Annotated in this window: 17 protein-coding genes; 3 read left to right on the plus strand and 14 right to left on the minus strand. The window is 46.2% G+C overall.

Translation table 11 applies throughout. From position 1 onward, the window contains the following. Positions 1-9: 9 nt before the first annotated feature. The 8 genes from spoIIIAC to MHB72_RS13870 all read right to left on the minus strand — a co-directional run bounded on the left by spoIIIAC (position 10) and on the right by MHB72_RS13870 (position 4,926). Positions 10-216 carry a stage III sporulation protein AC gene (spoIIIAC, locus tag MHB72_RS13835; RefSeq protein ID WP_003183409.1) on the minus strand — a complete coding sequence of 69 codons (207 nt, stop codon included), beginning with the start codon at positions 214-216 and terminating at the stop codon, positions 10-12. Positions 217-238: 22 nt separating this feature from the next. After that, entirely contained in the window at positions 239-754 is a 516-nt protein-coding gene (gene spoIIIAB, locus MHB72_RS13840) for a stage III sporulation protein SpoIIIAB (protein WP_020452145.1), read from the minus strand. Next, a complete protein-coding gene (gene spoIIIAA / locus MHB72_RS13845) occupies positions 748-1,671 on the minus strand; it encodes a stage III sporulation protein AA (RefSeq protein WP_020452146.1) in 924 nt (307 codons plus the stop codon). Before spoIIIAA ends, spoIIIAB begins: the two co-directional genes overlap by 7 nt. A 91-nt stretch (positions 1,672-1,762) precedes the next feature. Then, positions 1,763-2,044, minus strand: coding sequence for a YqhV family protein (locus MHB72_RS13850; protein ID WP_003183412.1), 282 nt, complete (start codon positions 2,042-2,044; stop codon positions 1,763-1,765). Between the two features lie 162 nt (positions 2,045-2,206). Beyond that, a complete protein-coding gene (efp, locus tag MHB72_RS13855; RefSeq protein ID WP_020452147.1) occupies positions 2,207-2,764 on the minus strand; it encodes an elongation factor P in 558 nt (185 codons plus the stop codon). Positions 2,765-2,795: 31 nt separating this feature from the next. After that, positions 2,796-3,857 (minus strand): M24 family metallopeptidase, encoded by a 1,062-nt coding sequence (locus MHB72_RS13860; protein ID WP_026579316.1) that lies wholly within the window; start codon positions 3,855-3,857, stop codon positions 2,796-2,798. Positions 3,858-3,872: 15 nt separating this feature from the next. Then, positions 3,873-4,310: a type II 3-dehydroquinate dehydratase gene (aroQ, locus tag MHB72_RS13865; RefSeq protein WP_020452149.1), complete on the minus strand. Its 438-nt coding sequence runs from the start codon at positions 4,308-4,310 to the stop codon at positions 3,873-3,875. Positions 4,311-4,389: 79 nt separating this feature from the next. Beyond that, a complete protein-coding gene (locus MHB72_RS13870) occupies positions 4,390-4,926 on the minus strand; it encodes a YqhR family membrane protein (RefSeq protein WP_020452150.1) in 537 nt (178 codons plus the stop codon). Positions 4,927-5,177: 251 nt separating this feature from the next. Between MHB72_RS13870 and MHB72_RS13875 the strand changes: the two genes are divergently transcribed. After that, positions 5,178-6,131, plus strand: coding sequence for a DUF1385 domain-containing protein (locus MHB72_RS13875; protein WP_020452151.1), 954 nt, complete (start codon positions 5,178-5,180; stop codon positions 6,129-6,131). Between the two features lie 38 nt (positions 6,132-6,169). After that, complete coding sequence (locus MHB72_RS13880; RefSeq protein ID WP_020452152.1) at positions 6,170-6,556, plus strand: SA1362 family protein; 387 nt, start codon at positions 6,170-6,172, stop codon at positions 6,554-6,556. Here the strand turns inward: MHB72_RS13880 and MHB72_RS13885 are convergent. The 3 genes from MHB72_RS13885 to MHB72_RS13895 all read right to left on the minus strand — a co-directional run bounded on the left by MHB72_RS13885 (position 6,553) and on the right by MHB72_RS13895 (position 9,174). Beyond that, the gene (locus MHB72_RS13885) at positions 6,553-7,428 is read right to left on the minus strand and encodes a patatin-like phospholipase family protein (protein WP_020452153.1); all 876 of its coding nucleotides are present in this window, start codon (positions 7,426-7,428) and stop codon (positions 6,553-6,555) included. The two genes, MHB72_RS13880 and MHB72_RS13885, sit on opposite strands and share 4 nt — an antisense overlap. Before the next feature lie 389 nt (positions 7,429-7,817). Further along, complete coding sequence (gene mntR, locus MHB72_RS13890) at positions 7,818-8,246, minus strand: transcriptional regulator MntR (protein ID WP_020452154.1); 429 nt, start codon at positions 8,244-8,246, stop codon at positions 7,818-7,820. Positions 8,247-8,337: 91 nt separating this feature from the next. Then, positions 8,338-9,174 carry a lipoate--protein ligase family protein gene (locus MHB72_RS13895; RefSeq protein ID WP_216920082.1) on the minus strand — a complete coding sequence of 279 codons (837 nt, stop codon included), beginning with the start codon at positions 9,172-9,174 and terminating at the stop codon, positions 8,338-8,340. 154 nt (positions 9,175-9,328) lie between these two features. Between MHB72_RS13895 and MHB72_RS13900 the strand changes: the two genes are divergently transcribed. Then, positions 9,329-9,742, plus strand: coding sequence for a rhodanese-like domain-containing protein (locus tag MHB72_RS13900; protein ID WP_043054396.1), 414 nt, complete (start codon positions 9,329-9,331; stop codon positions 9,740-9,742). Between the two features lie 154 nt (positions 9,743-9,896). On the opposite strand, the gene MHB72_RS13905 is transcribed toward MHB72_RS13900, so the two are convergent. The 3 genes from MHB72_RS13905 to opuAA are packed head-to-tail and all read right to left on the minus strand — an operon-like array spanning position 9,897 to position 12,891. After that, positions 9,897-10,781 (minus strand): glycine betaine ABC transporter substrate-binding protein, encoded by an 885-nt coding sequence (locus MHB72_RS13905; protein ID WP_023855178.1) that lies wholly within the window; start codon positions 10,779-10,781, stop codon positions 9,897-9,899. Then, positions 10,781-11,635, minus strand: a complete 855-nt coding sequence (gene opuAB / locus MHB72_RS13910) for a glycine/proline betaine ABC transporter permease subunit OpuAB (RefSeq protein WP_023855179.1) — start codon at positions 11,633-11,635, stop codon at positions 10,781-10,783. Before opuAB ends, MHB72_RS13905 begins: the two co-directional genes overlap by 1 nt. Next, entirely contained in the window at positions 11,635-12,891 is a 1,257-nt protein-coding gene (opuAA, locus tag MHB72_RS13915) for a glycine/proline betaine ABC transporter ATP-binding protein OpuAA (RefSeq protein ID WP_023855180.1), read from the minus strand. The genes opuAB and opuAA overlap by 1 nt, the downstream gene beginning before the upstream one ends. Positions 12,892-13,101 lie beyond the last annotated feature (210 nt).

Consider the following 13,101-nt stretch of genomic DNA (forward strand, 5'->3'; position numbering starts at 1 on the left):
TGAGCCCCCCTATCCTTGAAATAGAAAGACAGCTTTTATCTTTTGGAATAGATCATCGACAACAGTAGCCACCATGAACAATATATAAATGAATCCTAAAAGCGTGACCCATTGGGCATATTCCTTCTTCCCCATTTGATCCAGTATGGTGTGAAGAAAAGCGACGACGATCCCGACGCCGGCAATTTGAAAAATAATATTTACGTCTACTCCCATTTCGTGTATGCTCCCCTCTTCATTACATCAATAGAAGAATCAGCAGCAGTCCCGACAAGAACCCAAGGCTCTTCACCATTTTTTCATTTTTCGCCTGGGCGAGATTTGCTTCAGCTTCCTCTGTCTCTAAATGGGTTAACGCCAGTTTGATATGTTTTTGCTGAGAAATCAGATCATGACGGCCAAGCGTTTCGCCGAATTGCCGTAAAATCTCGTATTCTTTCTTTTTGAGAGCCGTTTCGGGCCATACTTTCTCCAAGCTGTCTTCCCATGCCGTCCCCGCTGAAGCGCTGCCTTTTTCCAGCTGTTCTGCAAATGTCTGAAACAAAGAAGCTATCGGCCCGGAAAGCTGGTGTGCGATCTGCTTTGACGCCTGAAGGAGCGGTGTGTGCCCGTACATGATTTCAGCCTCTAAAGACTGCAAAGCGGCCAACAGCTGGCGGATTTGCTTCGGTCTATCCCTGAAAGGCTTCGCCATTTCAAATCCTGTCCATGTGGCTGCTGCCAAAATAAGCACGGCACCTAAAAGCTTCAGCATGATAACATCCTCTTCGCCGCACCGAGCGGCTCTCCATTCCCGTTCAAGATGCGGCTCAGGCTGCCGGGACCGTTCTTTCTGGATAGTTCCACGATTCTCTCAAAAACCCGGTGCTCCTGAAGCATTTTCAATGATGGACGCCTGGCGATATCGGCATATGAGGAGCCGTGAGCCGAAACGATGACAGACACCCCCGCATGGACCGCTTCCAAGAGCGCTTCTGCGTCTTCCATTCTTCCGATCTCATCGGCGATCATAACCTCCGGACTCATCGATCTGATCATCATCATCAGGCCTTCCGCTTTTGGACAGGCGTCAAGGATGTCTGCCCGGTCGCCGAGCCGATATTGCGGGATGCCGTTTACACAACCTGCGATTTCAGACCTTTCGTCGACGATTCCCACCTTTTTGGCAGACACGTTGCCGCTCCCTGAGCTGATCAGCCTGGCGAGATCTCTGAGCAGTGTTGTTTTTCCGGTTTGCGGCGGACCGATGATCAGCGTGTTCAGCCACGAGTTTTGAAATAAATGAGGGACATACGGTTCGGAAATGCCGATTTTTTCTTTGGCAATGCGGATATTAAATGATGATATTTCTCTGATTCCTTTGACTGCTCCGTTTTCGACGACAACCCGGCCGGCAAGCCCCACGCGGTGTCCGCCTCTGATCGTGACATATCCTTTTTTCAATTCCTCTTCCAGTGTATACATGCTGTAATTTCCCAGCCTGTTTAAAAGAAGCGCCGAGTCTTCAGGCGTCGCCGCATAAGGGAGAAAGCGTGGCTTTCCTTTGTTCACCAGTTCGAGCGGACGACTTGTCCGAATCCGAATTTCTTCTATCTGATTGATTTCATGGTCGCCAAGACCGTTGAGCGCGCGTTTGATCGTATCGGGGAGAATCTCTGTGATGTGATGCAAAAACACTCCCTCCTCTTTTTGCTTGTCTTCTATAAAAATGTATGATCAACGGAAGACATTATGACAAGTCGGTCTCTCTTATCATGTGTCACTATTTATAGATCCCCGCGATGATCAACACCACTCCCATAAAGATCAAAATCAGCTTTGCGTAAGAAAGCTGCCCTGCAATCTGATAGATGCCGATTGTCATTGTAATAATAAAGATGAGCGGTCCGACCATCGCAAGCACACTGTTGACCGCCACGGCTTTTCTGACGTCGTTTGTCAAAAGCATTACGACAGCCGCCGTCAGTTCGATCAAAGATGACACCACTCTTAACGCAGCCATTGTCAAAACCGTCGGATTGACTTGTCCAAAGAAAAGCTTCATGATCTTAAACCTCCAGTAACACATCCTCTTTTTTTACAATCTATGCTCCTCATTGAAAAAGTAGTCTTCCGATTTTTCTATTTGGCCTGTGAGAGGTAAAAGATTTCAGACAGCAAAAAAAGAGCCGGCTTCAATGAAGCCGGCTCTTTCCCGCTGTTACTCTTATGCTCTTGATACGTAAGATCCGTCAGAAGTATTGACAACAAGCGTATCTCCTTCGTTTACGAAGAACGGCACGTTGACAACAAGGCCTGTTTCTGTTTTTGCCGGTTTTGTTCCGCCTGAGGCTGTGTCGCCTTTAATGCCCGGTTCTGTTTCCACAACTTTCAGTTCAACTGTATTCGGAAGTTCGATTCCGATCGTCTCTGTCTGATACATCATGATGTGGACAGACATATTTTCAAGCAGGAATTTGAGCTCGTGTTCGATTTGCTTCTCGTTCAGCTCAAGCTGCTCGTAAGATGTCGTATCCATAAAAACGTGCTGGTCGCCGTTGGCATACAAGTACTGCATCGTTTTTGTTTCAATTTGGGCGCGTGCCACTTTTTCACCTGCGCGGAATGTTTTTTCCTGAATCGCGCCTGTGCGAAGATTTCTCAGTTTGGAGCGGACAAATGCCGCACCTTTTCCCGGCTTAACGTGCTGGAAGTCAACAACGCGCCAGATGCCTCCATCTACTTCAATCGTTAATCCTGTACGAAAATCGTTTACTGAAATCATGATTATCCTCCTATTGCTCCAATCAAACGGATTATAAAATAATTAATTCTTTCGCGGAATGGGTAAGGGATTCGTTTCCTTCCTCTGTCAGGACAATATCATCTTCTATCCTGACCCCGCCTTTTCCCGGTATGTAAATTCCCGGTTCAACCGTTACAACCATGCCTTTTTCAAGCATCTGGTCCGAACGTGCTGAAAGCGCCGGACTTTCATGAACTTCCATGCCGAGGCCGTGGCCTGTTGAATGGCCGAAATACCCGCCGTAGCCTTGTGAAGATATGTAGTCCCTTGTATAAGCGTCAGCCTGTTTCCCGGTGATTCCCGGCTTGATGCTCCGCATGCCGATAGCCTGCGCCTCAAACACGGTTTGATAAATGCGTTTCAGCTCATCATCCGGCTCTCCTACCGCGACCGTACGCGTTATGTCCGAGCAGTAACCTTTATAGTAAGCCCCGAAGTCCAATGTCACAAGGTCGCCTTTCTCAATCGCTTTGCCGCTTGCCACTCCGTGCGGCAGACTTGAGCGTACGCCTGATGCCACGATCATATCGAAGGACGAATGATCCGCTCCCTGGCTCCGCATGTAAAACTCGAGCTCATTGGCGACTTCAATTTCGGTGATGCCGGGCTTTATGACCGTCAGAATATGGCTGAATGCATCATCTGCAATCTTTGCAGCTTCCTTTAATATCTTAATCTCTTCACTAGACTTAATCAAGCGCAACTTTTCCACAGATTGAGAAACAGGAACGAGTTCAGCTGCGCCAAGCTGCTCTTTGTAGGCGGCATACGTTCCGTATGTCATTTTATCCTGTTCAAAACCGATTTTGTTTATCCCCATCTCTTTGATCACTTCGGCGGCCTTTTGAACGATTCCGCCGGCATGCTGAACAATGTCAAAGCCTTTGACTTGATCTTTCGCCTGTTCTGTATAGCGGAAATCTGTAATAAAGACCGCTTGGTCGCCGGAGATGACCGCCAGTCCTGAAGATCCGGTAAATCCGGTGATGTACCGCAGATTAACGCTGCTCGTCACCAAAATCCCGTCAATACCCAAACCGCCGAAAAGCTCTCTCAATTTGTTTAGTTTCATTGTCCACTAGTCCCCCTATTTGTTATTTGCGTTCATAAAATAACAGATGGCCAGCTTATAACCTTCAAAGCCGAGTCCCGTGATCTGGCCTCTTGCAACCGGAGCGATGACCGAGCGGTGCCGGAACTCTTCCCTCGCATGAGGGTTTGAAAGATGGACCTCAATCACCGGTATGCTGATTGCTGCCACCGCATCGCGGATGGCATAGCTGTAATGGGAGAAAGCCCCCGGATTCAGGACGATTCCATCGTATTGTTCCTCTGCCTCATGAAGAGCATCAATCAGGTCCCCTTCGTGGTTTGATTGAAAAAAAGTCAATTCAATCTGAATGCCTTCGGCAAATTGAAAAAGTTTTTGTTCCAAATCAGTTAATGTGTCTGTACCGTATACATCGGGTTCGCGTTTTCCAAGCCGGTTTAAATTCGGTCCGTTCAATATTAAAATATGCGGCAACTCTGCCTCCCCCTTCTCATCACGCAAAAAAATGTCCACTTACAGTGAACATTTTATCATATTGCTTCCTGATCAGGCACTATTCTCTTGTTTCTCCAAGGGCCCGCGTCAACTTTTCAGAATTGAGCTCATTGTATTCAAACGAAATGGAATAGCCGACGAATAAACCGTAAAGCAGGTAAATGCAAAGCGTCGTCACAACCGTTTCCCTCTTTAATTCAGCCACAGTCTGAACATCTGGGAACATCGGATTGAACAGGTAAAACACGACAGCCCACAAAACGGCTCCATATACAATGCCTGCCCACATGCCTTTGACCTGCTTCAAAGTGCCGTAGTAAAGCAGGGCAGCTCCGATGGAAATAACACCGATCAGCAGGATGCTGATAAACGTCCCGAGAAATCCGTTTTTCCAATCGCCGATGACAAAAGGCTGGAGAATCATGTTTGCATTGACTTCGGAGAACTTAAAAAGGTACGCAAGCTCACCGAGTGCACTCCAAAGCACTCCGCCGACAAAGCCAGTCGTGATCACCCTTCCGATGAAAGTCATCGGAGTTTCACGCTTATTTTGCTCAAGCTCTTCCGGCTGTTTTTGATTGTCTTCATTACCCATACAGTCCAGATCACCTCCATTTCCAGTATGTCCAAAAACAGCCTTGCCAACATCAGCTTTCCCGGATTTTTAAGATCCGAGTGTAAAAAGCATGAAAAAGGGTATACTTTAATTAGATTTGGCTTTGTAATAGGTTCGAATTTCTTAAATTTTTGAGCCCGTCAATCTAGAGGTTTCAGCGTTTTTCCTGTACAATAGGTGTAAGGAAATGGTTAATGTACTCATAGATTGATACAGATAGGTTGATGCAAATGTCAAATCAAACAAAACAGCCCGCATACGGAGGGCAGGCTGTCGTCGAAGGCGTTATGTTCGGCGGCAGGCGCCATTATGTAACCGCGATCCGCAGAAAAGACGGAAGCCTTGAATTTTTTAAGCTGCCTCGGAAAACCAATCCGGCGCTTGAAAAATTTAAAAAAATTCCTTTTCTCAGAGGGATTATCGCGATTATTGAAGCAAGCGCGAACGGCACCAAGCACTTGAATTTTTCGAGCGAACGCTATGACCTCGATCCTTCTTTAGACGATCAATTGAAAGAAGAGAAGCCGTCCAAGCTGACGATGATTTTTGGCCTCGCCGCAGTCGGCGTCCTGTCTTTTTTGTTCAGCAAGTTTATTTTTACGCTCGTGCCCGTTTTTTTAGCGGAGCTCACCCGTCCGGTCTTTCAGTCGGACGTCGCGCAGATTATGATCGAAAGCTTTTTTAAGCTGCTCCTTCTCTTAAGCTATATTTACGCCATATCATGCACTCCTTTTATTAAAAGAGTTTTTCAATATCACGGAGCAGAACACAAGGTCATAAACTGTTACGAGCAAAATCTGCCGGTCACGGTTGAAAACGTTCAGCGGCAGTCAAGACTGCACTACCGATGCGGAAGCAGCTTTATTTTATTCACCGTCATCGTGGGCATGTTTGTTTACTTGCTCGTTCCTACTGACCCTCTCTGGGTCCGTATTTTGAATAGACTCGCACTGATACCCGTCGTTCTCGGCATTTCATTTGAAGTTCTGCAGCTGACAAACAAACTGAGAGACATCCCCGTATTGAAGGTGCTCGGCTATCCGGGTTTGTGGCTGCAGCTTTTAACAACGAAAGAGCCGTCTGACGATCAGGTGGAAGTCGCCATCGCAAGCTTCAATGAGCTTCTTCATATGGAGACCAAAGCAGAGGACGAACAGAAGGAACCTTCTAATATCGTAATGTAATGCAACGAATTGGTTAATTTTTTGGGAGGTGGACAGTTATGAAGCAACGCGTACATCCTGTCTCAGCTTTAATTATTGCGTTTGGAATTTTTGGGTTTGTCTATTTCGCCGTCACAAGTCCGGGCCGCCTGCTCCAATACTTGGTTGTTTTTGCAGCGGTCGGCGCCATCATTTATTTCGTGATCAGGCGCATTTCCAATCGCGATATGGGCAGTGAAGGAGCCGCTTTTAAGAAAGCAGCCAAGCAATCCAACAAGCGTTTTCAAGATCACAAAAAACGCTCTATAAAAGGCAAGGTTAATCATCTGAGAAGCGTACCGTCTATTAATAAATCGAAGCCGGTATTGGTGAAGAAAAAAAGCCAGACTCAGCTGACAGTGATTGAAGGCAAAAAAAGCAAAAAGAAAAACAGGGCTTTCTTTTAAAACGTCCACTGTTTCAAAAATAATTCTGTTCGTTTTTTTCCTAGCTCGATTAGAGCTAGTTTTTTTTCTGCCGACATCGCGAATTCAGTCGACAGGACTTCCTCAACAGGTAAAAAAATGATGTTGCGCTCATGTTTTGTGGCAATGTGCCTGGCGTCATGCGCCTCTTTCATCGTCTCAAACAGCGCCCCGAACAGTTCGAACGCATTTTTAATCGTTTTCTTCGGCCTCTCTTTTTCATTGGGCATCAGCGTGATCCCCAATACCGGCCGTTTTTTTTCTGTTGTAAACAGCCACATCGGAAAATTGCTCAGAACTCCGCCGTCTACGACAACGCTGATGCCGCTGGAGGACTTGAGCTTCACCGGCTCAAAAAAATAAGGAATGCTGCAGCTCATCCGGACCGCCCTGGCGACGGAAAAACGCCTTGGGTTTAAGCCGTATCTGTTTAAATCGTCAGGCAGCACAAGCATCTTGCCATTCGATAAGTCGGAGGCGATCAACTTCAGTTTTCCCTGTTCAAGATCCCCGAAAACTGAAATGCCTTTCGCTTTCAGCTTTTCGGAAATCCAGTTTTCCAGTTTATCTCCTTTATATAAACCGAGCCGCCAATAAATCGATGCCCATTGCAGCATTTTCAAAGGCAAGAGTGAAAATCTCGGGTCAAGGAGCTCGCTTTCATTTAATTCTTCCATCATTTGACGGATCTCCGCGCTTGTATAACCTGCCGCAATAAACGAGGCAATAATCGAACCGGCGCTCGTTCCGGCCAGCCTTTTAAATCGGAAGCCCCGTTTCTCAAGCGCCTCGTATGCCCCCACAAGTGCAATCCCTTTCATACCGCCGCCTGAAAAAACCCCGTCGATGTACATCGCGATCTCCCTCCCTTAAAAGATGGCTTTACACCATTTTAAGAAACGGACAGAAAAAAAAGACCATGAGACAAAGCGGCAGCTGGAAAAACTGATACGGAAAGAGAAAAGCCGCCGTTCCCCGGCGGCTTCAGCGTGTCGACAAACCCTCGCATTCGTTGTCAGGCCTGCGCGTCGGTGCTCACGAATAGAGGAAGGATCGGCGGCTAACCGCCCAGGCGTCCTGCCTGAACGCCGCCGTCATCACTTCCTGTGAAAGTCTGCTCCGATGCTCGGCCTTCCTAGACTGCAAGGGTTTTCAATCACGCTGATAGGATGACAAAATCCCAAAACCAAAAGTCGTTTTGGGATTTTGTCAACAATCTGAAGCCGCCGTTACCCGGCGGCTTTTATTGATTTTCCTGTTCGTTTCTTTTTTGGACGCTTCTCAAATCGTCGATTCTTTTGCTGTCGTCTTCAAAATACTGCACAAGATCTCCGACACGGTCAATGCTGTTCCAGCTTAAATGATGCTCGATTCCTTCGACATCATCATAAATTTTCTCTTCGTCAACACCAATGATTCGTAAAAACTGCTCCAATAATTCATGTCTGTATACTAAACGTTTGCCTATTTTCTTCCCTTTAGGCGTCAGCACGAGGCCGCGATACTTTTCATAAATCAAATATTCGTCTTTATCGAGTTTTTGAACCATTTTTGTAACCGAGGAGGGATGGACGGCCAGAGCTTCGGCTATATCTGAGACCCTTGCATATCCTTTTTCTTCAATCAGCATATAAATTTGTTCTATGTAATCTTCCATACTCGGTGTTGTCATCAAATCCCTCCAAATCACACCTATTCAAATCATAACAAGTTTACACTATGTGCATGTAAAAAACAAGCAACGGGATAACGTTTTCACCCGATTACCTTCTATAATTCCATTCATCTGCCGCATACTTCGTTCTGGCGAGATCGGCGACAAATTCCGTTTCCTCTTCTGTCAGTTCATAAGGCTCCAAATGAATGTTAAGCCCCTTTTCGAACCCTTTTTTAAAAGCTTTGCTCGCTTCTTCAATCGTGATTTTTTCTTTTGCGAGCTCATTGATGGCGACCGCTTTTTGTTTGAAGTTTCTCTGCATGCGCTCTCTGAGGCGATCATTTTTGTAAATAAACAAATCAAAGAGCTTGTCCTCATCCAGATCAAGAAGGATCGAACCGTGCTGGAGAATGACTCCTTTCTGCCTCGTCTGGGCGCTTCCTGCGACCTTTCTGCCTTCGACAACGAGCTCATACCACGACGGCGCGTCAAAACAGACGGAAGATCTCGGGTTTTTCAGGCTCTGTTTCTCTTTTTCCGTTCTTGGTATGGCGAAATACGCATCAAGTCCCAGCTCTCTGAAGCCTTCAAGAATACCTTCTGAGATGATGCGGTACGCTTCCGTCACCGTCTTGGGCATTTCCGGGTGTTCTTCAGACACAATAACACTGTAGGTCAGCTCTTGATCATGGAGCACGCCTCTTCCGCCGGTCGGCCTTCTCACAAAGCCTAAACCGTGTTTTTTGACGGCATCCAGATTGATTTCCTTTTCGATATTTTGGAAATAGCCGACTGAAAGCGTTGGCGGATTCCAGCCGTAAAAGCGGATGGTCGGCGGAATCTTATTTTCGCTGTGCCAATAAAGGAGCGCCTCGTCGAGCGCCATATTAAAAGCGGGATCCTGTCGTCCCGAATCGATAAAACGCCATATTTCTTTTTCCATAACCTACCCTCTTTTTCTTTGGTATAAAATAAGTCTACCATTCCCTCTTAAAATTGAAAATAAATTCGGCGAATCAGATGACAGATTTCTGAGGCTTTACTATAATAGTATTTGTCTTAACATATCGTTAAAAATCTCCCGATTATCAGACGGGATGAATTCAAAAAGGAGTCGGATCAGATTGTCTACCAGCAGCATTATCATTCTCTTGATTTGCGCCGCGCTCATCATCTACGCGGTCGTTTCATACATCTATCAGCAGCGCATTATGAAAACCTTGACAGAAGAAGAATTCCGGGCCGGCTATCGCAAAGCGCAACTCATCGATGTGCGCGAGCCGAACGAGTATGAAGGCGGCCACATTTTGGGTGCGAGAAACATTCCGCTTTCACAGCTTAAGCAAAGAAAAAGCGAAATCCGTCCTGACAAACCGGTTTACCTGTACTGCCAAAACAACGTCAGAAGCGGAAGAGCCGCCCAAACGCTCCGCAAACACGGCTGTAAGGAGATTTACAACCTGAAAGGCGGGTTCAAAAAATGGGGCGGAAAAATTAAAACGAAAAATTAATAACCGCAGCTGTCTCCAGTTGCGGCCAACATCCTAAAGCGTCTTTGCGTTTTAGGATTTTTTTTAGCATATCCTGCAGACAATCAAAACAGGCGGAGCAGATGATCCTTCAAATAAAAATAAGCCGGCGAAATGGGTTCGCCGGCTTTGTTCGTTATTTTTTCAAGTCTTCGATTGAATTGACATCTTTCATGTATGTCGGAACGACAAGGCCAATTTTTACGCCTGTCATGCTTGTACCGATATCTTCGTATTTGCCTTTGTATTTTTCAGCATATGTTTTATGCGTTTGCGGCAGCCATGCAGCAAGTGAAGCATCGACGCTTCCATTTGCAATTCCAGTCCACATCGGGCCTGCTTCTACTTGGCTGAGCGTCACGTTGTAGCCTAAGTCTTCAAGAACTTTTGCGATGACATTTGTGCTCGCAATTTCACTGTCCCATGCCACATAGCCGAGCTTAATTTTTTCGCCGTCCGCTTTATCGACGCCTTTTGTCCATTTCTTAACAAGGTCTTGATGTTTTTTAACGAAATCTGCTGCAGCTTCTTCCGCTTTTTTGCCTTCCTGAACGGCAAGCATGACTTCTCCCATATCATCCTCTGTCCAGCTGAATTGGCTGAGCAGCTTGTGTGCGCCCGGATGATCGTCCTTGAATCCTTTGCGCGTAACAGTATGGATTTCTTCGGCATCGCCGTAAGAACCTTTTGGATCTTTCAAATATTTGAGATCGTATTTTGCAAACATCCAATGCGGTGTCCAGCCCGTAATAATGATCGGATCTTTTTTATCGTAAGCTTTTTTCAATGCGGCTGTCATCGCTGAGCTTGAGCCTGATGTTACAGCCCACTTGCTGAGATCGTAGTCCTTGAGCGCCTTGTCCGTTGCATTCATAATGCCCGCTCCAGGATCAATGCCGGTAATTTTATAACTGACTTGATCGCCTACAGACGCGTTTTCATTATTATTGCTGCTTCCGCAGGCAGCCAGACCCAATGTCAGTACTGCTGCAGTGCCGATTCCCGCTATCTTTTTCCACATTATGCATTCCCCCTGCTTTTTTTCAATTTTATATTTTGTGTAACCCGGTCAAGTACGATCGCAATAATAACAATCGCAAGCCCGGTTTCTACACCGGTACCCGTTTGCAGCTGGGTAACAGCCCGGTAAACTTCTTCTCCAAGTCCAGGCGCACCTACCATGGATGCAATAACGACCATTGACAACGCAAGCATGATGCTTTGATTGATACCGGCCAGAATGGTTTTCGTCGCAAGCGGCAGCTGCACTTTAAAGAGCCGCTGGCTTGTCGTTGAACCAAATGCTTCTGTAGCTTCAATCAGATCTTCCGGCACCTGCTGAATTCCTAAGATTGTCATCCGGATTGTCGGAGGCATCGCAAAGATAACGGAAGCGACAACACCCGGCACAACCCCGATATTGAAAAAGAAGATGGCCGGAAGCAAATAAACGAATGCCGGCATCGTCTGCATTAAGTCAAGAATGGGCGTAACGATTCTCCGAACCGTTTTCTTTTGGGAGCCCCAGATTCCGACCGGAATGCCGATAATGACAGAAATCAGAACGGATGTGACGACAAGCGCCAATGTCTGGAGCATGGCGTCCCAATATCCTAAATAATCAATGATAAAAAATCCGATTAAAGTAAACAGCGCAATGCCTCTTTTGCTGATCAGCCAGACGAGCGCGGCAAAGATAACGGTCAAAATAACCGGCGGAACAAAACCCAGGCCTTGGACAATCGCATCAACAAACGATTCCACTCCGCTGGCAATTCCGTTAAATACCCCGCCGAACGACACCGTCAGCCAGTCAACAAACTGATCGATCCAATCGGCTAAAGGAATGCGGGGAAGCGATGATAAAGTAAACATTATCTCACCTCCTGAACAACAGTTTCATGAGCTGGTTCATGATCTGAATGTGCATTAATATACCGGTCATTTCCGGCAAGCGCTCCGATTAACGCGCCTTTGACGATGATCCCTTTCATCCGCTGTTTTTCATCGACGACAGCAATCGGGATGCTGGCATCAGAGACCAATTCAAAAATATCCGTCAGGACCGCATTCTCTTCCACGGTTGTAATGTCTCTCGAGATGACGCTCTCCAGCGTCTGGCTTTTTTCGGCTGCTTTTTTAGCTGTTTCAGCATCAACAGAACCAAGAAGCCTATTGTGTTTGTCAACGGCATAAATCGAGGAAATCCCGAGGTTTTTCATCAGCGTCAGAGCGACGCGCGGCCCTTTGTCTGCGCGTACGGTTTCAGCGCGTTTCATAATATGACCGGCTGTCAGCACTTTAGACAAGTCGACATCTTCAACGAATTTTTCAACATATTCATTTGACGGGTTCATTAAGATCTCTTCCGGCGTACCGATTTGAACGATGTTTCCGTCTTTCATCAATGCGATTCGATCGCCGATTCTCAGCGCTTCATCAAGATCATGGGTAATGAAAATAATCGTTTTGCCTACTGATTCATGCAAATCGAGGAGTTCATCCTGCATATCTTTGCGAATCAGCGGGTCAAGCGCGCTGAACGCTTCGTCCATCAGCAGAATGTCCGGATCATTCGTCAATGCGCGGGCAAGCCCGACGCGCTGCTGCATCCCGCCGCTCAGCTGATCCGGATATTGCTGTTCATATCCTTCAAGACCGACAAGCTTTAATGATTCCATAGCTCTTATCCGGCGTTTACTTTTATCGACTTTTTGCAGTTCCAATCCGTACTCTGTGTTTTCAAGAATCGTTTTGTGCGGAAACAGAGCGAACTTTTGAAAGACCATGCTGATTTTTTTCCGGCGGATTTCCCGAAGCTGGTCTTTGGACATATTTGTTATCATGTCACCATCTATGTACACATGTCCTGCAGTCGGTTCAATCAGCCGGTTTAAAAGCCGCACCAAGGTTGATTTACCGCTCCCTGATAGACCCATGATGACAAATATCTCACCTTCATACACGCTAAAATCCGCTTGGTTCACCCCGACGGTCGCCCCGGTTTCTTTCAGAATTTCTTTTTTGGTTTTGCCATCGGCAAGCAGCTGCGTTGCTTTCTTTGTATTTTTCCCAAAAACTTTAGACACTTTTTCTACTTTTATCTTGATTGGCTTTTCGTCTGAATTCATATTTCTCCTCCCGTATGAAGCAATCTAATATACCGTAACATTTATGTAACATATGAGACAAACGGCATATTCACTGTCATTTTGTATCAAACCTTCATATTCATCGTTGTCACTCTCTACCCTTGTGAATCCTTTTAAATACTCCATAATCCTCTTCTTTTAAGGCAAATTAAACCATTATATTTGATAAAAACATTGAAACTATCACGT

The organism is Bacillus sp. FSL K6-1284 (genome assembly GCF_038002625.1).
GTDB classification, from domain to species: domain Bacteria; phylum Bacillota; class Bacilli; order Bacillales; family Bacillaceae; genus Bacillus; species Bacillus paralicheniformis.